The sequence below is a fragment of the Micromonospora sp. BQ32 genome (genome assembly GCF_059358895.1).
Map to the genome: position 1 here is coordinate 143,851 of NZ_JCADBI010000006.1, position 17,862 is coordinate 161,712.

At 72.9% G+C, this 17,862-nt stretch carries 14 protein-coding genes and 1 pseudogene; 4 read left to right on the forward strand and 11 right to left on the reverse strand.

All coding sequences use genetic code 11. The annotated features are described in order from the left end of the window. Positions 1–214 precede the first annotated feature (214 nt). The 11 genes and pseudogenes from AC5L30_RS14730 to mraZ form a co-directional block, all read right to left on the reverse strand. Positions 215–1,033, reverse strand: a complete 819-nt coding sequence (locus AC5L30_RS14730; RefSeq protein WP_494867811.1) for a cell division protein FtsQ/DivIB — start codon at positions 1,031–1,033, stop codon at positions 215–217. Further along, positions 1,030–2,595, reverse strand: a complete 1,566-nt coding sequence (gene murC, locus AC5L30_RS14735) for a UDP-N-acetylmuramate--L-alanine ligase (RefSeq protein ID WP_494867813.1) — start codon at positions 2,593–2,595, stop codon at positions 1,030–1,032. The genes AC5L30_RS14730 and murC overlap by 4 nt, the downstream gene beginning before the upstream one ends. Next, entirely contained in the window at positions 2,592–3,698 is a 1,107-nt protein-coding gene (murG, locus tag AC5L30_RS14740; protein WP_494867814.1) for an undecaprenyldiphospho-muramoylpentapeptide beta-N-acetylglucosaminyltransferase, read from the reverse strand. Before murG ends, murC begins: the two co-directional genes overlap by 4 nt. After that, positions 3,698–5,140 carry an FtsW/RodA/SpoVE family cell cycle protein gene (locus AC5L30_RS14745; protein WP_494867963.1) on the reverse strand — a complete coding sequence of 481 codons (1,443 nt, stop codon included), beginning with the start codon at positions 5,138–5,140 and terminating at the stop codon, positions 3,698–3,700. Before AC5L30_RS14745 ends, murG begins: the two co-directional genes overlap by 1 nt. Positions 5,141–5,366: 226 nt before the next feature. Further along, positions 5,367–6,491: a phospho-N-acetylmuramoyl-pentapeptide-transferase gene (gene mraY / locus AC5L30_RS14750; RefSeq protein ID WP_030334519.1), complete on the reverse strand. Its 1,125-nt coding sequence runs from the start codon at positions 6,489–6,491 to the stop codon at positions 5,367–5,369. Next, complete coding sequence (locus tag AC5L30_RS14755) at positions 6,488–7,885, reverse strand: UDP-N-acetylmuramoyl-tripeptide--D-alanyl-D-alanine ligase (protein WP_494867815.1); 1,398 nt, start codon at positions 7,883–7,885, stop codon at positions 6,488–6,490. The genes mraY and AC5L30_RS14755 overlap by 4 nt, the downstream gene beginning before the upstream one ends. Further along, entirely contained in the window at positions 7,882–9,444 is a 1,563-nt protein-coding gene (locus AC5L30_RS14760; protein WP_494867816.1) for a UDP-N-acetylmuramoyl-L-alanyl-D-glutamate--2,6-diaminopimelate ligase, read from the reverse strand. Before AC5L30_RS14760 ends, AC5L30_RS14755 begins: the two co-directional genes overlap by 4 nt. 52 nt (positions 9,445–9,496) lie before the next feature. Further along, complete coding sequence (locus tag AC5L30_RS14765) at positions 9,497–11,704, reverse strand: peptidoglycan D,D-transpeptidase FtsI family protein (protein WP_494867817.1); 2,208 nt, start codon at positions 11,702–11,704, stop codon at positions 9,497–9,499. Between the two features lie 3 nt (positions 11,705–11,707). Beyond that, positions 11,708–12,313, reverse strand: a complete 606-nt coding sequence (ftsL, locus tag AC5L30_RS14770) for a cell division protein FtsL (protein ID WP_494867818.1) — start codon at positions 12,311–12,313, stop codon at positions 11,708–11,710. Continuing rightward, positions 12,303–13,413: pseudogene (gene rsmH, locus AC5L30_RS14775) on the reverse strand (16S rRNA (cytosine(1402)-N(4))-methyltransferase RsmH). The gene ftsL and the pseudogene rsmH overlap by 11 nt, the downstream one beginning before the upstream one ends. A 206-nt stretch (positions 13,414–13,619) precedes the next feature. Then, positions 13,620–14,051, reverse strand: a complete 432-nt coding sequence (mraZ, locus tag AC5L30_RS14780; protein ID WP_030488958.1) for a division/cell wall cluster transcriptional repressor MraZ — start codon at positions 14,049–14,051, stop codon at positions 13,620–13,622. A 355-nt stretch (positions 14,052–14,406) separates the two neighbouring features. Between mraZ and AC5L30_RS14785 the strand changes: the two genes are divergently transcribed. The 4 genes from AC5L30_RS14785 to AC5L30_RS14800 are packed head-to-tail and all read left to right on the forward strand — an operon-like array spanning position 14,407 to position 17,807. Next, on the forward strand, positions 14,407–15,654 hold the full coding sequence (locus AC5L30_RS14785) for a MurT ligase domain-containing protein (protein ID WP_091407686.1): 1,248 nt from the start codon (positions 14,407–14,409) through the stop codon (positions 15,652–15,654). Further along, positions 15,644–16,363: a type 1 glutamine amidotransferase gene (locus AC5L30_RS14790; protein ID WP_091407683.1), complete on the forward strand. Its 720-nt coding sequence runs from the start codon at positions 15,644–15,646 to the stop codon at positions 16,361–16,363. The genes AC5L30_RS14785 and AC5L30_RS14790 overlap by 11 nt, the downstream gene beginning before the upstream one ends. Next, a complete protein-coding gene (locus tag AC5L30_RS14795; RefSeq protein ID WP_494867819.1) occupies positions 16,360–17,043 on the forward strand; it encodes a TVP38/TMEM64 family protein in 684 nt (227 codons plus the stop codon). Before AC5L30_RS14790 ends, AC5L30_RS14795 begins: the two co-directional genes overlap by 4 nt. Then, complete coding sequence (locus AC5L30_RS14800; RefSeq protein WP_494867821.1) at positions 17,040–17,807, forward strand: phosphotransferase; 768 nt, start codon at positions 17,040–17,042, stop codon at positions 17,805–17,807. The genes AC5L30_RS14795 and AC5L30_RS14800 overlap by 4 nt, the downstream gene beginning before the upstream one ends. Positions 17,808–17,862: the final 55 nt, after the last annotated feature.

A 17,862-nucleotide genomic window follows, 5' to 3' on the forward strand; every position in this document is an offset into this window, starting at 1 on the left:
CCGACCGGGTACGGCGTGGCCAGCCCAGTGGCCGACGACAGCTGTCACCAGCGAGAATCAGGGATAAACCCTAACCCTCTACTAGAGGCTTACAGTTATGTCAACCACTGATCCTCTTCGGGGCAACGTAAGCGCCACCGCCCGATGAGCCAAGGACCCGGGCGGCGTGTCGCCGAGCGGAGCGCGACGGGTCACGTCCCCGCGCGCTCACCGGTCAGCGAAAGGTCACCACGTCCGGGGCGCTCACGTCGATCCGATCGGTCTCCTCGTCGAGCAGCGCGGTGGCCACCCGGGCCTTGTCCGTGCCCCGGGTCGCGTCGCCCCAGACCACCGTCCGGTCCCCCCGCAACCGCAGGCTGATCCGGGCCAGCCCCTCCACGTTCACGTCCACCAGCTCCGCGCGCAGCTGCGGCGTCAACGCGACGAGCACCTCCAGCGCGGCCCGGGTGCCCGGGTCGTCGGCGGCCGGCCGGCCCACCGTCACCTGCGGCAGCCCGGCGGGTCGTCGCTCCATCGTCCGGAACGCCACCCCGCTCTGGTCGATCAGAGCGAACGCCTCCCCCTGCGGCACCACCGCCACCGCGGTCCGCTCGGTCACCCGCACCACCAGCGCGCCGGGCCAGTCCCGGGAGACCGTGGCCCGCTCCACCGCCGGCAGCGCGCCGACCCGCCGGGCGGCGGCGGCCAGGTCCACCCGGGCCAGCGGCACCCCGTCCGGCACCCCGAGCGCGTCGTGCACCTGCACCGGAGTGACCAGGTCGGCGCCCTCCACGCGTACCTCCCGCACGCCGAACAGCCCGGTGCCGAGCACCGTCCAGGCGACCAGCCCGGCCAGGGCGAGCACCCCGGCGGCCACCGCCCACGGCAGCGCCGCACGCATGCGACGCTGCCGGGCCCGGGCCATGAACCGACGGGTCGACGGCGGTACCGCGTCGCGGCCCGCCCGGACCAGCTGCCACCGCCGGGCCGGACCCCGACGCGGGGCGCCACCGTCGGCGGCGCTGGTCCGCCCTCGGGCCGGGCCGGGACTCATCCGGCCGCGGGCGCCGAGCCGCCGGGCACGGCGGTGCCACCGAGAGCCGCGCCGTCGCCGCCGGCCGTGGCCCCACCCGGCACCGGATCACCGATCGCCGGGGTGGTGGCCACCGGGTCGACGGTCGCGGTCGGTGCCGAGCCGGCCGTCCGCTCACCCAGGGCGGCCAGCAGCTCGTCGCCCATCAACGAGATCGGCGGGGCGCCCATGGTGACCACCACGTCCCCCGAGCGGGCCCGACGGGCCACCTCGACCGGGGCCTGTTCCCACGACTCCACGAAGACCTTGCGGTCGGCGGGCAGGTCCACCGCCGCGATCAGCGCCGCCGAGCCCTCGCCGGGCTGACGCAACTCGCCCGGCCCGAAGACCTCCAACAGCACCACCTCGTCGGCGATGGCCAGCGCCTCGGCGATCTCCGCCTGGTTGTCGCGGGTGCGGTACAGCCGGTACGGCTGGAACACGACGATCAGCCGGCCGTCCCCGGCCACCTCGCGCAGCGTCTGCATCGCCAACGTCATCGAGGTCGGGTGGTACGCGTACTCGTCGTAGACCAGCACGCCGTCCGCGACACCCTTGCGCTCGAAGCGCCGGCGCACCCCCGGGAAGACCGCCAGCGCGGCCTCCGCCGCCTCCAGCGGCAGTTCCAGCAGGTACGCGGCCAGCACCGCGGCGGCGCTGTTCAGCCCCATGTGCCGCCCCGGCACCGGCAGCCGGAACTCGCCCAGCGGCCGGCCGTCGATCGCGGCCAGATAACGCACGCCACGCGCGGAGGAGACCATCTCGGTCAACCGCAGGTCGGCGTCGGCCGCCTCGCCGTAGGTGTACACCCGCCGCCCCTCGGACCGCAGGCTCTCGGCCAGCCGCCGACCGCCCGGGTCGTCGGCGCAGGTGATGATGAACCCGTCCGGGTCGGTGAGCCGGGCGAACTCCACGAACGCCGCCTCCAGCGTCGCGTAGTCGCCGTAGGTGTTCAGGTGGTCCGCCTCGACGTTCGTGATGATCGAGACGTACGGGCGGTAGATGAGGAACGAGCGGTCGCTCTCGTCCGCCTCGACCACGAAGTGCTCGCCGGTGCCGTGGTGGGCGCCCGAGCCGACCTCGGAGATCTCCCCACCGATCACGAAGGACGGGTCCACACCGGCCTGTTGGAGGACCATCGTCACCATCGAGGTGGTGGTGGTCTTGCCGTGGGTGCCGGCGACCGCCACCGCCCGACGGCCGGTCATCGCCGCGGCGAGCGCCTCCGAACGGTGCAGCACCCGCAGGCCGCGCCGCCGCGCCTCGACCAGCTCCAGATGATCCTGAGGAATGGCCGACGAGTAGACCACGGTGTCCACCCCGTCGAGGTTGCTCGCCTCGTGGCTGAGGTGGATGGTGCCGCCGAGCGCCCGCAGGCCGGCCAGGGACGGCCACTCCCGCAGGTCGCTGCCGGAGACCCGGATGCCGCGGGTGAGCAGCAGCCGGGCCACGCCGAGCATGCCCACCCCACCCACTCCGATCAGGTGGACGGCGCCCAGGTCCTCGGCGGTGAGCGTGCCGGCCGGGGTGAACTGCGCGGTCATCGGGCCACCGCCGCCAGCACGAAGGAGCGCAGCGCCTCGTCGCCGTCGCGCCGGCCGTACGCCCCGGCCGCGGCACCCATGTTGTAGAGCCGCTGTGGGTCCCGGATGAGGGGGATGACGGTGCGCTCCAGCCAGTCCGGGGTGAGCTCGGCGTCGTCGACCAGCAGCCCACCGCCGGCCTCCACCACGGGCAGCGCGTTGCGCCGCTGCTCCTGGTTGCTGTGCGGGTACGGCACGTAGATCGTGGGCAGCCCGATCGCCGCCACCTCGGCGACGGTCATCGCACCGCCCCGGGCGAGCATCAGATCGGCGGCGGCGTAGCCCAGCTCCATCTCGGACAGGTACGGCAGCGTCACGTACGGCACCGGAAGGTCGCTGGGGATCGGCACCGGCTCGTTGCGGGCGCCCATCACGTGCAGCACCTGCACGCCGTTGCGGGCCAACTCCTTGGCCGCTCCAGAGACCGCCAGGTTGATCGAACGGGCGCCGGACGAGCCGCCGGACACGAAGAGCACCGGCAGGTCCGGGCGGAGCCCGAAGTGGGCGCGGGCGGCGTTGCGCAGCGCGTACCGGTCCAGGCCGGTGATGGCGCGGCGCAGCGGCACCCCGACCACAGTGGCGTCCCGCAGCGACTCGGCCTGGCTCGGCTGATTCGGGAAGCCGACGGCGATGTTCTTGGTGAACTTCATGCCCAGCCGGTTGGCCACGCCCGGTGGCACGTTTACCTCGTGGATCACCATGGGCAGCTCACGACGCCACGCGGCCAGGTAGGCCGGCACCGAGACGTACCCGCCGAAGCCGACGACCACCTCGGCGCGCACCTCGTCGATCACCTTGCCCGCGGCGCGCGCCGCGGTCCACATCCGGCCCGGGGTGCGGACCAGGTTCATGTTGACCGACCGGGGCAGCTGGTACGCCGGGATCTGCCGCAGGTCGTAGCCCTGCGGCGGAATCAGGTCGTTCTCCATACCCCGGGGTGTGCCGAGGCAGGTGATCCGGACGCCCGGGTCGTGTCGGCGCAGGCAGTCGGCGAAGGCGAGCAGCGGGTAGACGTGCCCCCCGGTGCCACCTCCCGCGAGCACCACCGAACGCAGCGGACCCATCAGCGTCTCCTCTCGCTCGCCGTACCCCCGCGGTTGCGGTCCTGGCGGACCCCGCGCGGCGCGGCCTGATCGTCATGGCGCCGCTCGCGGGACCGGGGCACGGACCCTCGGCCAGCGGGCGGCGTCGCCGGTCGGCGACGCCGGCCGGGAAGCGGCGGCAACGGGGCCCAGAGTAGTCGGACCCACCGGGCCGGCGGACGGGCATGCAGTGCTCTGGCCGCATCGGGTTCGGCGCGGGCGAAGGACGCCAGCATGCCGACGCCGGCCAACGTCACCACCAGCGCACTTCCGCCGTCAGAGATGAACGGCAGGGGCAGGCCGGTGATCGGCAGCAGCCCGACCACCCCACCGATGTTGATCACGGCCTGGCTGACCAGCCAGGTGGTCACGGCGGTGGCGGCGAGCCGGCGGAACGGGTCGTCGACCCGTCGGGCGATCCGGAACCCGGTGTACGCGAGGACCGCGAACAGGCTGAGCACCACGGCGCACCCGATCACGCCCAACTCCTCGGCGATGACCGCGAAGATGAAGTCGTTGTGCGCCTCGGGCAGCCAGTCCCACTTCAGGCTGCCCTTGCCCAGCCCGACACCGAACCATCCGCCGTGCTCGATGGCCAGTCGACCCTGGTAGAACTGGTAGCAGGGGTCGCCGCACTTGTCCGGCGGCGGTGGGTTGAGAAAGAGCGTCAGGCGCGCCAGGCGGTAGTTGTCCGCGCCCCGCTCGCCGGAGCCGGCGCCCAGCGAAGCCACCGCGATGAGCAGACCGACGCCGAGCAGACCGACCACCGTCAGCGCGCCGAAGACCCGCATCCGGACGCCGGCGGCCCAGAGCAGGCCGATCACCAGGGCCAGCAGGCAGAGCATCGTGCCCACGTCGTTGTAGCCGACCAGCACGAAGAGCAGGCCCATCACCGGGAAGAGCGGGGTGGCCAGTTCCCTCCACCAACCCAGCGCGGCGCCCTTGCGGGCGATCAAGTGCGCGCCCCACAGCACCAGGGCGAACTTGGCCAGCTCGGAGGGCTGCACCTGGATCCCGCCGATGAACAGCCAGAGCAGCCGCGCCTCGATCGGGCCGATCCGGGCGGAATCCTGATCGGCCAGCCGGGCGTAGGCGAGCAGCAGGTTGAGTAGCAGCAACAGCCCGATCGAGGTGAACAGCAGCGGCCGGCCCAGCGAGCGGTAGGTGCTGGCCGGCAGGCGCTGGCAGACCCAGAACGCGCCGATGCCGATCACCGCGAAGATGGCCTGCTTGGTCACCGACGCCGAGGCGTTGCCGTCCTCGGCGTAGTCCTTCACGCTGGTCGCCGAGAAGACCATGGTCAGCCCGATCAGCAGCAGCAGGCCGGCACAGGACAGCAGCAGATAGTAGGAGGTCAGCGGCCGATCCAACAGGCCACGCAGCGCGGCGAGCCCACCGGCCGCGTCGACACCGCGCAGCGGCACGGGTGCCGCCGGTTCCGCCTCACGTGCCGCCGTGCCCGGCTCCGGCCCCCGCGCGTCGTCGGCTGGCGCAACCGCCTCCGCGGTACGCCCCGCCGCGCCCGGCGACCGACGCGCCCGCCCGTCTGCCCTGCCCTCAGTGCCGATGTCCTCCCCCACCCCGACATCATCACCGCTGAACACGCCCGACACCCCCAGAACGCCCCTCCGGGCGTGTCGGCCCCATGGATCAGGTCATGTTGGCGAGGAACTCGCTGTAGAACAGCCCCAGGGCGATCGCCACGCCGATGCCGGCGATGATCCAGAAGCGCACCACGATGTTGACCTCGCTCCAGCCGGCCAGCTCGAAGTGGTGCTGGAGCGGAGACATCCGGAACACCCGTTTACCGGTGGTCTTGAAGGAGATGATCTGGATCACCACGGACATCGTGATGATCACGAAGAGCCCGCCGATGATCGGCAGCAGCAGGATGGTGCGGGTGGACATCGCCATGCCGGCGATCAGGCCGCCCAGCCCCAGCGCCCCGGTGTCGCCCATGAAGATCCGTGCCGGGGACGTGTTCCACCAGAGGAAGCCCACACAGGCCCCGGCCGCCGCCCCGGCGATCAGCGCGATCTCCAACGGGTCGCGGACCTCGTAGCAGTACGGCTGGGTGTAGTTCGGGTCGGCGCACCAGTGCCGGTACTGCCAGAACGCGATCAGCGCGTACGCGGCGAGCACCATCACCGACGCGCCGGTGGCCAGACCGTCCAGGCCGTCGGTGAGGTTGACGCCGTTCGTCGCGGCCATCACCACGAAGATGAAGATGATCACCGCGCCGACCTTGCTGACCTCCAGGAAGTCGATGTCCCGGATGAAGCTCAGCGTGGTGCTGCCCACCGTCTCGGTGTTGGTCGCCAGGCCCGAACCGTTGGTCATCGTGCTCGGGAACCACAGCGCGATCACCCCGAAGACCGCACCGACCAGGATCTGGCCGAGCAACTTGCCGCGCTTGTTCAGCCCGGCGCTGTTGCGCTTGCGCACCTTGAGGAAGTCGTCGAGGAAACCCACCGCGCCGGAGAAGACCATCAGCCCGAGCAGCACCAGCGCGGTGATGGTCGGCTCCACCTGGGCGATCTGCTGGTCCGGCAGGGTGGTCAGGGCCAGGTGCCCGGCCACGTACGCGATCACCGTGGCCAGGATGAAGACCACGCCACCCATCGTGGGCGTGCCCTTCTTGCCCTGGTGCATGGCGGGGCCGTCGGACCGGATCGGCTGACCGGCCTTGAGCCGGGTGAACACCTTGATCGCGATCGGGGTGCAGAAAAGCGAGACGAGGAAGGCCACCCCGATGGCGACGATGACCGCCCTCATCGGGTCGACTCCCCACCGGCGTCGGCGCGCAGGGCGTCGGCCACCTCCCAGGTCCGGTACCGGGAACCCTTGACCAGGACGACGTCACCCGGTCGTAGTTCGCTCCGCAGCACCTCGACGGCCGCCGCCTGATCGGTGAGCAGCACCGACTCTCCTCCCCAGTTTGCTACCGCTGTCGCGCCTTCGTGGATCGGCGCGGCCGGCTCACCCACCACGAGCAGCCGGTCGACACCCAGCTCGGCCGCGAGTTGGCCGACCTCGGCGTGGCCGTCGTACTCGAACGGGCCCAGCTCGGCCATGTAACCAAGCACCGCGACGGTACGCCGTCCCTGGCCCATGCTGGCCAGCGCCCGCACCGCGACCGCCATCGAGGCCGGGTTGGCGTTGTACGAGTCGTCGATCACGGTCACCCCGTCGGGGCGGTCGAAGACGTCCATCCGTCGGGTCGAGACCAGCCCCAGCTCGCCAAGGGCCGTGGCCAGCTCGGCCAGCGGCATACCCAGCTCCCGGGCGACCGCCGCCGCCGCGAGCGTGTTCCCGACCTGGTGGCGGCCGGCCAGCCGGAGCCGCACCGGTGCGCGCCCCTCCGGGGTGACCAGGGTGTACGACGGGTGCCCCCGCTCGTCGAGCGTGACGTCCTCGGCGCGCACGTCGGCGTCGGGCGCCTCGCCGTAGCGGACCACCCGGGCCTGGGTGCGGCTCGCCATCGCGTCCACCCGGGGGTCGTCGGCGTTCAGCACGGCCAGCCCGTCCGGCGGCAGCGCCTCCACCAGCTCGCCCTTGGCCAGGGCGATGGCGTCCTGCGAGCCGAACTCGCCGATGTGCGAGGTGCCGACGTTGAGCACCACGGAGATCCGGGGCGGCACCAGCTCGCACAGGTACCGCACGTGCCCGACCCCGCGCGCGCCCTTCTCCATCACCAGGTAGCGGGTGTCCGGGTCGGCCTGCAGGGCGGTGTACGGGTGCCCCAGCTCGTTGTTGAACGAGCCGGGTGGCGCCACCGTGGCCCCGAGTCGGGCGGTGAGCTGACCGATCAGGTCCTTCGTGGTGGTCTTGCCGGACGAGCCGGTCACGCCGATCACGGTCAGCCCGGGCAGCCGGTCCACCGCCGCGCGGGCCAACCGGCCCATCGCGGTCAGGGCGTCGTCGACCAGCACCATCGGCACCCCGGGCACCTCGCGGCTGCCGAGCACCGCCACCGCGCCGGCCTGGATCGCCGTCGCCGCGTAGTCGTGCCCGTCGACCTGCTCCCCCGGGAAGGCCACGAAGAGCGAACCGGGCCCCACCTTGCGCGAGTCGAACTCCACCGAACCGGTGACGGTGGCGGCCGGGTCGGCGGCCACCAGCCGCCCGTGGACCGCCGCGGCCACCTCGGCCAGGCTCAGCGTGATCACCGCTGACCCGCCAGGTCCCCGAAGCGGGCCCGCAGCGCGTCGGCCAACTCGATGCTGTCGTCGAACGGAAGCACCTGACCCGCCACCTCCTGGCCGCGCTCGTGCCCCTTGCCGAGCAGCGCGATCACGTCGCCCGGCTCGGCCAGCCGCACCGCCTCGTCGATCGCGGCGCGGCGGCCCGCCACCTCGATGATCCGAGCGGCCGTGCCGGCCCGGTACGCCCCGGCGAGCACCTCGGCGCGAATCTCGCCCGGGTCCTCGGTACGCGGGTTGTCGTCGGTCACCAGCACCACGTCGGCTCCCTCCGCGGCGGCGGCGCCCATCACCGGTCGCTTGCCCCGGTCCCGGTCTCCCCCGGCGCCGATCACACAGATCAGTCGGCCGGCGCTCAACTCGCGCAGCGCGGCCAGCGCGGCCACGATCGCGTCCGACTTGTGCGCGTAGTCGACGACCCCGCGCACCGGCGCGGCCACGTCGACCAGCTCCAACCGACCCGGGACGCCACCGCAGGCGGCCACACCGGCCGCCGCGGTCACCGGGTCCACCCCGGCGCCGACCAGGGTGGCGATGGCCAGCAGCGCGTTGGCCACGTTGTGCCGGCCGGGCAGCGCGACACCGGTGGACAGGGCCACGCCGTTCGGGCCGTGCGCGGTGAACCGCTGGGCGTACCCCTCGCCGCCCACGCCGTCGGCCCACCAGGTCGCGCCCTGGTCGCCGGCCGCCGAGTAGGTGAGGGTGGTCGGCTTGAGCAGCGGCTTCAACGCCGGGTCGTCGTGGTTGAGGACCTCGACGGCGCAGCGCCCGTCGAACAGCTGCGCCTTCGCGGCGAAGTAGTCGTCGCTGTCGGCGTGGAAGTCCAGGTGATCGGAGCCGAAGTTCGTGTAACCCCCGACGGCGAACCGCACACCGCCCACCCGGCCCATGGCCAGCGCGTGGCTGGAGACCTCCATCACCACGGCGGTGACCCCCCGCTCGCGGGCGGTGGCCAGCATGGCGTGCAGGTCGGTCGCCTCGGGGGTGGTGCGCACGCTGTCGATCACCAGATCACCGAGCCGGGTCTCCACCGTCCCGATCAGCCCGGTGGTGTGCCCGGCGGCCCGCAGCCCCGACTCGATCAGGTACGCGGTGGACGTCTTGCCCGCGGTGCCGGTCACCCCGATCACGGTGAGATCGGCGGTCGGGTCGCCGTACACGGCCGAGGCCAGCTCGCCGAGCACGGCGCGCGGGTCGGGCACCACCAGGGCGGGCAGACCGGTCTGCGCCGCCAACTCCGCGCCGGCCGGATCGGTCAGCAACGCCACGGCACCCGCCTCGGCGGCGCCGGCGGCGAACTCCGCGCCGTGCCGACGGGCACCGGGCAGCGCCGCGTACAGGTCGCCGGGGCGAACCTCCTGGCTGGCGTGGGTGGCCCCGGAGACGACCACCGCGGCGGCGTCCGCCGGAAGATCGACGGCGAGCCGGCCGGCGAGATCACCGAGCCGGACTCCGGTCACGGTACGTGGACGTGGATTGCCGGGCACGGCGTCAGACCCTACCCGGTCGTTCGGTTCCGGCCGCACAGCCGCCCCGGTGGTTCGTCGGCACTCACCGATGATGTCCCGCCGTCGCTGCTCAGCGCGGATAGACCACGAACTTGGGCGCGGATCCGCCGGCGGACGGTGGCACCCGGTAGTGACGCAGAGTGAACTGCATCATGTCCCGGAACGCCGGCCCGGCGATCGCCGCGCCCCCGAAGTTGGGTGCGTACACGAAGACCGCGATCACGTACCGGGGGTTCTCGGCGGGAGCCATGCCGATGAACGAGGACACCTCGCCGGGTTGCTTCTTGCCGTTCACCAGCCGCCACCCGGTGCCGGTCTTGCCGGCGACCCGGTAACCGGGAACAGCGGCGGCCACGCCGGTGGCGCCGTCGATGGTGGTGACCGCCTCCAGCATGGTGCGCAGGGCCGCCGCGTTCTGCGGGCTGAGCACCGACCGGGTCACCGGGGCCGGCGCGGGGGTGCGCTTGCCGTCCGGGCCGATCACCTCCTTGACCAGGTGCGGCTGCACGTACGTGCCGTTGTTGGCGATGGCGGCGTACGCGGCGGTCATCTGCAACGGGGTGGCGTCGACGCTGTGCCCGATCGGCACCGACCCGTACGACGACCCGCTCCACTCGTCGGCCGGCAGCAGCCGCCCGCTGGCCTCCCCGGGCATCCCCTCGCCGGTGGGCTTACCCAGCCCGAACCGCTTCTGGTAGTCGATCAACCGGTCCCGGCCGAGCCGGTCGGCGACCGTGATCGCGCCGACGTTCGACGAGAAGGCGAGCATCCCCGGGACGCTCATCCGCTTGCCGTTGGCGGGGTGCGTGTCGGGGAACCAGGTGTCGCCCATCTTGATGGCGTTCGCGACGGGGAATGTGGTGTCCGGGGTGATCACCCCCTCCTGCAACGCCGCGCCGTAGGTGATCGCCTTGTGCACCGAACCGGGGTCGACCACGAAGCTGGTCGCCGCGTCCTCCCGGGCGACCGGGTCGCTGGGCACCGGCTTCGCCGCGTCGTAGGTGGGGTTGCTGGCCTGGGCCAGCACCGCGCCGGAGGGAATCTCCATGACCACGGCCGCGCCGGTGCCGCCCGGCACCTTGGCCATGCCCGCGCTGAGGATCTGCTGCGTCCGGAACTGGAGGTCGCGGTTGAGGGTGAGGGCGAGCGAGCTGCCCGGCTTGGCGGGAGTGGTGCGGCTGTAGCCACCCGGAATGGGCGCGGCGAGGTCGCCGAGGCCGGCTTCGTACACCCGCTTGCCGTCCTGACCGGCGAGCACGTCGTCGTAGCGGGCCTCCAGCCCTTCCAGGCCGACCATGTCCTGGCTGGTGAAGCCGATCAGATTGGCGGCCAGGTCACCGCCGGGCACCTCACGGCGCTCGTCGCGGTGCACCCCGACGCCGGACAGTTCCAGCGCCTGCACCCGCTTGGCGGTCGCGATCTCCACCCCACGCGCCAGGTAGACGAATCGGGACGCCTTGCCGTCCTCCAGCTTGCGGGGCTTCATCAACTCCATGAGCTTCGACACCGCGATGCCGAGCAGCGGGGAGAGCGCCTTGGCGACGCCGGCCGGGTCCTTCACCTCGGTCGGGTCGGCGTACACGTACCGCGCCTCGACGCTGCGGGCCAGCGGCGCGCCGGTGCTGTCGTAGATCGCGCCGCGCGGCGCCGGCAGCTCGACCGTGCGGAGTCGGTCGGCGATGCCGCCCCCGGCGTACGCCGGAGCGTCGACCGTCTGGAGGAAGATCAGCCGGATCCCGATGGTGGCGAAGAGTGTCAGGGCGAGCACGGTGCCCAGCCGCAGCCGCAGCCGCGAGTCGGCAAGCTTCGGTGGGCGTCGTGGCTTGCGGGACGGGCGCCGGGCCGCCGGCCGGTCGGCGCGACGCGGCGCGCGTGGCGTGGTCCGGCGACGCGGCGGCGGCTCGTCCACACCCGGGCCACGGGGGGTACGCGGCGCGACGGTGCGTACCACCCCACCGCGTCCGGCGGCCGGCGCGTCGCGTCGACCGGCCCGGGCGGCGGCCCGGCCGCCGTCGAGCACCTGCAACGCGGGCCGGAACGGGTCACCGGACCGGGTGCTGCGTGGCGTACGCCGCTGCTCGGCGCCCTGGCCGCGCGCCGGCGTGCCGCGCTCCTCGCGGACGGTCCGACCCCTCGGGGTGTACGCCCGGGCGCCGGAGATGCCCCCGATGCCCGGCTCGCCGGTGCGCGGCTCGCCGTCGGCGGGCCCGGCATCACGTGCAGAACCGCGCCGGGACCCCGTAGGGTCCCGGCGCGGCTCGTCCGACCTTGGTGGCACCGGTCAGCCTCCCGCACCCTGGCTGGTCACCGAGGGCTGGCCGTTCGCCGGCTGCGGCACCTCGAGGGTCTTGCCGTCCGGCAGCCGGATGTAGCCCGGCTCGCCGGCGTCGACCAGGCCCAGCCGCTTCGCCTCGGCGGTCAGGTTGCCCGGTGCCTCGGCGTCGGCGATCTGCTTGTCCAGTTGCTGCTTCTCCAGGTCCAGTCGAGCCTGCTGCTGCTGCAACCGCTCGAGCCGGAACGCGTTCTCATTGATCTTGGTGTTGACCGCCAGGATGCCCAGCACCCCGCCGACCACCAGCACCACGATCAGCGCCGCGAACGGCGCGCGCGGCACCGACACCGGCGCCGGCGGCGCCACCCGCAGCCGGGGCGGGCGGGCGCCGGCAGCGCTGCCGGCCTTCTCGACCGGCCGCAGCGCAGCGGTGCCCTGGGTCGGGAACTCGCGCGCCCCCCGGGCGCGAGTCTCCCCCTGCCGATTCGTTCGATCGATGCGTGGCGTACCGTTTCCGAGGCGCGGAGCCCGCTCCGCCGCGGTCCGGCCCCCCGACCGCGGTGCGCGCTGCCCGCCGCCGGTGACGTCCCGGCGGTCGCGCTTGTCAATGCTCATGTCCCTCCCCCTCAACATCCGTCCCTCTAGCCGTCCCGGTGCCCCTGACCCCCCACGGATCAGGCGGACCCCGTGCCCGGTTGGTGCATTCCCTTCACCCGTCGGCGAGACCGTTCGCGGTCGGTCCGCCCCTGTTCTGTCGCGTTCGGGTCGAGTCGCTCCGCGGCCCGCAGCCGCACCGAGGCGGCCCGCGGGTTCGCGGCGACCTCCGCCTCCCCGGGCAGTTCGGCGCCCCGGCTGAGCAGCCGGAACGTCGGACCGGACCCGGGAAGCTCGACCGGGAGGTCAATTGGGCCCTTACTGCGGACCCGATCCGTGAGGGCCGCCTTGGTGAGCCTGTCCTCCAGCGAGTGGTAGGACAGGACCACCATGCGACCGCCCACGGTCAGTGCGTCGAGTGCGGATGGCAACGCTGTCTCCAGCGCTGCCAGCTCTCTGTTTACCTCGATCCGTAAAGCCTGAAACGTTCTCTTTGCCGGGTGCCCACCCGTTCGTCGGGCTGGTGCCGGGATGGAGTCCCGAACCAGCTCCGCCAGCAGCGCGGACGAGGTGATCCGGGCCCGCTCCCGCTGCCGGATGATCGCCGAGGCGATCCGACCGGCGAACTTCTCCTCGCCGTAGACCCGCAGCACCCGGGCCAGGTCCGGATGCGCGTACGTGTTGACCACCTCTTCGGCGGTCACCCCCCGGGTCTGGTCCATCCGCATGTCCAGCGGCGCGTCCTGGGCGTACGCGAACCCGCGATCGGGCGCGTCCAACTGCAACGACGAAACACCCAGGTCGAACAGGATGCCGTCGATGGCCGGATAGCCCAGCCGCTCCAGCACGTCCGGCAACTCGTCGTAGACGGCGTGCTCCAGGTGCACCCGATCGGCGAACCGGGCCAGTCGGACCCGCGCGTGGGCGAGCGCCTCGGTGTCCCGGTCGAGCCCGATCAGGACCGTCTCCGGATGCGCCTCGAGCACCGCCTCCGCGTGCCCGGCCAGGCCGAGCGTCGCGTCGACGTGGACCGTCCGGCCGCCTCGACCCAGCGCGGGGGCCAGCAGCTCGAGACACCGCTCGAGCAGCACCGGCACGTGCGTGCCGCGCAACTCCCCCATGATGACCCCCACTGGTTGAAACGTCCGTTCTTCTCGTGCGCCTGTCGTCGGACGGCGCTGCCGTCGTACCGCCAGATCCCCATCCGCTCCCGCCTGACACCGGACCGTCGCCCGATGACTGGATCGTGCGCCTGGCACCGGGGAAGTGATGCCAGGAACTCGAAAGCGGCTGGAGATCTCGCAGTACGTCGGGCGCCGTTACCGCCCTACAGACCGCCGGGCAGCACCCCCTCCTCGATGTCGGCGAAGTCGTCTTCGCTCTCGGCGAGGTAGGTCTCCCAGGCGACCTTGTCCCAGATCTCCACCCGCGTGCTCGCGCCGATGACCACCAACTCGCGGTCCAACGCGGCATAGGCCCGCAGGTGAGCCGGAATGGTCACCCGACCCTGCTTGTCCGGAACCTCGTCGTGCGCGCTGGCGAAGAAGACCCGGCTGTAGGCCCGGGCCGCCTTGTGGGTCATCGGCTGTGCGCGCAACTGCTCCGCGATCCGCTGGAACTCAGGAGTCGGGAAGACGTAGAGGCAGCGCTCCTGCCCTTTGGTGACCACGACACCCCCCGCCAGCTCATCCCGGAACTTGGCCGGAAGGATCAACCGGCCCTTTTCGTCCAGGCGCGGAGTGTGGGTGCCGAGAAACATCGGCCCAACCCCCTCGCCCCTGAGCGGCGTTCGCGGCGCCGCTGACCCCCCGGGCCGGTGAGCCCTCCCGGCCTCACCATTGGTCCCCACTCTACTCCACTTCCCTCCACCCGCAACCAAATTCGCCCGCGTGGCGCGCCTGACCCGGGGGCAAAACCGCACGTCACAAGGGGTGGAGCGGAGTGGAGGGCTCCGGCCGCCCCTCGGCGTGGTCCGCTTTCCGACATAGATCGACTCCGTCCGGGGGACGCCGACCCGGCCGCCCGCGCAGCCACCACGGCCGAACGGTTCACCGTCGGCGGCGATCTGGTGGGGCCGGCGGTCCGGTAACCTCGCTCGCGTGACGGACGCGAAAATGCCCCTACGGGCCAAGGTGGCCAGCTCCGTGTCACGGACCGCCGCGGCGCTCTCCCGGGCCGCCGGCCGTGGCGACGGTTCGGTGATCGGCGGGTGGATCGGCCTGAAGATCGACCCGGACCTGCTGGCCCACCTGTCGGCCGGGCGCGCGATCGCGCTCGTCTCCGGCACCAACGGCAAAACCACCACCACCCGGTTGACCTCGGCCGCGGTCGGCGTGCTCGGCCGGGTCGCCACCAACTCGTTCGGCGCCAACATGCCCAGCGGGCACACCTCGGCGCTGGCCAAGGCCGGCAGCACCCCGTACGCGGTGCTGGAGGTCGACGAGCACTACCTGGCCCAGGTGTTGGAGGCGACCGAGCCGCACGTGGTCGCGCTGCTGAACCTCTCCCGCGACCAGCTCGACCGCGCCAAGGAGGTCGCCATGATGGCGCAGCTCTGGCGCGCGGCGCTGGTCCGGCACACCGACGTACGGGTGGTGGCCAACGCCGACGACCCGCTGGTGGTGTGGGCCGCCACCCCGCCGGGCGACCCCGCCCGGGGCATCAACCCGCCGCACGTGACGTGGTTCAGTGCCGGCCAGCGCTGGCACGACGACTCCTGGGTCTGCCCGGAGTGCGGCTCCACCATCCAGCGCTCCGGCGAGCAGTGGTGGTGCACCGGCTGCCCGCTGCGCCGACCGGAGCCACACTGGGTCGTCGAGGACGAGGGTGTGCTCGACCCCACCGGCGCCTGGCACAAGGTCTCCCTCCAACTACCCGGCAAGGTCAACCTCGGCAACGCGGCGACCGCGCTGGCGGTGGCCGCCGAGTTCGGCGTCCGTCCGGTCGACGCGGTGTCCCGCCTCGGCATCGTCACCTCGGTGGCCGGCCGCTACGCCCAGGTCGACAAGGACGGGCGCAACATCCGGCTGTTGCTGGCCAAGAACCCGGCCAGTTGGCTGGAGGCGTTCGACATGGCCGACGACGCGCCGACCCTGCTGTCCATCAACGCGCGCGACCCCGACGGCCTGGACACCTCCTGGCTCTACGACGTCGACTTCGCCCCGCTCCGTGGCCGGCAGGTGTTGATCACCGGCGACCGGGCGTACGACCTGGCGGTTCGGCTGGACGTCAACGACGTGCCGTTCCAGCACGTCCGCACGTTCGACGACGCGCTCCGGTCGGTCCCGCCCGGGCGGCTGGAGGTCATCGCGAACTACACCGCGTTCCAGGACATCCGAGCGGAGTTGGACCGTGTCATCTGAGAGTCTGCGCATCGTCTGGATCTACCCCGACCTGCTCTCCACCTACGGAGACCGGGGCAACGCCCTGATCCTCGCCCGCCGGGCCCGCCAGCGCGGGATGCCGGTCGAGGTGCTGGAGGTCCGCTCCGACGAGCGGCTGCCCGCGACCGCCGACATCTACCTGGTCGGCGGCGGCGAGGACGGCCCGCAGGCGCTCGGCGCGCAGCGGCTGCTCGCCGACGGCGGCCTGCACCGCGCGGTCGCCCAGGGTTCCGTGGTGTTCGGCGTCTGCGCCGGCTACCAGCTGCTCGGCACCTCGTTCTTCGCCAAGGGCGTGCAGTGCCGCGGGCTGGAGCTGCTCGACCTGCGGTCCGACCGGGGCGAGAGCCGGGCCGTGGGCGAGCTGGCCGGTGAGATCGACCCCCGGCTGGGCCTGCCCCCGCTGACCGGTTTCGAGAACCACGGCGGCCGCACCCACCTCGGTCCGGAGGTCTCCCCGCTGGCCCGGGTCACCGCCGGGGTGGGCAACGACGGCGCCACCGAGGGGGCGTGGCGCGGCAAGCTGCTGGGCACCTACTCGCACGGGCCGGCGCTGGCTCGCAACCCGGCCCTGGCCGACCTGCTGCTGCGCTGGGCCACCGGGGCACACCAGCTCCCGCCGTTGGACGACACCTGGTCGGACCGGCTCCGCAACGAGCGCCGCTCCGCGGTGGCCGCCGCCCGGGCATGATCCGTGCCGTCCGGCGGCTGTTCCGGCAGCCGTCGGCCGCCCGGTTCGCCCTGCTCGTGCTGCTGATCGGCGGCTGCGGGTTACTGCTGCTGTTCGTCCCCCGGCCGGATCCGGCGCAGCTGCCGCTGGTCGCCGACCGACTGGGCGACCTCGCCCCGGTGGCGGCGATCCTCGGGGGCGCGCTGCTGCTCGTCGCGCTGGTGCCCCGAACCTTCATCACCCTCGCCGCAGGCGCGATCTTCGGTGCCCTGGAGGGTGCCGCGTACGCCCTGGGCGCCGCGCTGGTGGCCGCGGCGATCGGGTTCACGGTCGGCCGGTTGCTCGGTCGGGAGTTCGTCGCCGAACGGGTCCGCGGCCGGCTGGCCCGCCTCGACGGCTGGTTCGCCCGGCAGAGCGTGCTCGGTGTGGTCACCGTCCGGCTACTGCCGATCGCCGGCTTCGGGCTGGTCAGTTACGGCTACGGAACGACCGGCGCCCGAGTGCTGCCGTTCCTGGCCGGCAGCGTGATCGCGTCCGCGCCGACCGCCTTCGGCTACGCGGCGATCGGCGCGGCGGTCAGCTCCCCCGGCCACGTCAACTGGTACGCCGCCGCCCCGGCCAGCCTCGGCCTGATCGCCAGCCTGGTCCTCATCCACCAGTGGTGGCGCGCCGAACGCCGCCGCCTGTCCGTGCCGACATGAGCGACGAGCAGCCACTCGCCGGTGGCTTCATCGCCGAGGTGGTCCGGGTCGGCGACACGGTACGGCGTACGCCGCCGGCCAACCTGGACCTCGTCGGCCCGCTGCTGGACCACCTCACCCGGGTGGGCGCTGACCTCGCGCCCCGCAACCTGGGCGTCGACGCGAGCGGCCGGCAGATGCTGAGCTACGTCGCGGGGCGGGTGCCGTGGCGGGACCGCGAGGACCGGGCGTTCTTCGCCGACCCGGCGCTGGTGCGGCTGGCCGAGCTGATCCGGCGGCTGCACGACGCGTGTGCGGGCACCGCGCTGGCCGGCGACGCCGAGACGGTGTGCCACCGCGACCTGTCCCCGAAGAACACGGTGTACCGGGACTCGCCGACCGGGCCGCTGCCGGTGGCGTTCCTCGACTGGGACCTGGCCGGGCCGGGCCGGCGGATCGAGGACGTGGCGTTCGCCGGCTGGCACTGGTCCGCGCTGGGCGAGGGCGCCGATCCGACCGAGCTGGGTCGCCGCTGCCGGGTCCTCTGCGACGCCTACGAGTCGGCGCCGCCCGCTGCGGTCCGGCTGACGCTGGACCGGGTTGAGCTGCTCGACGTCATGCTCGACCAGATCGAGGGCACCTGGCGGGGCATCGACGCCGGCGCCGACCGCGACGAGCCGGGCATGCGCCGGCTACGCGACGCGGGCGTGGCCGACGCAGTACGCCGCTGCCACGACTGGCTCCGAACAAACCGGGCCCCGGTGACAGCAGCCCTGACGACCTGACCCCCGCCCCTCGCACATCCCCGCGATCTTGCAGTTCCTGTCCCGGCAATCCTGG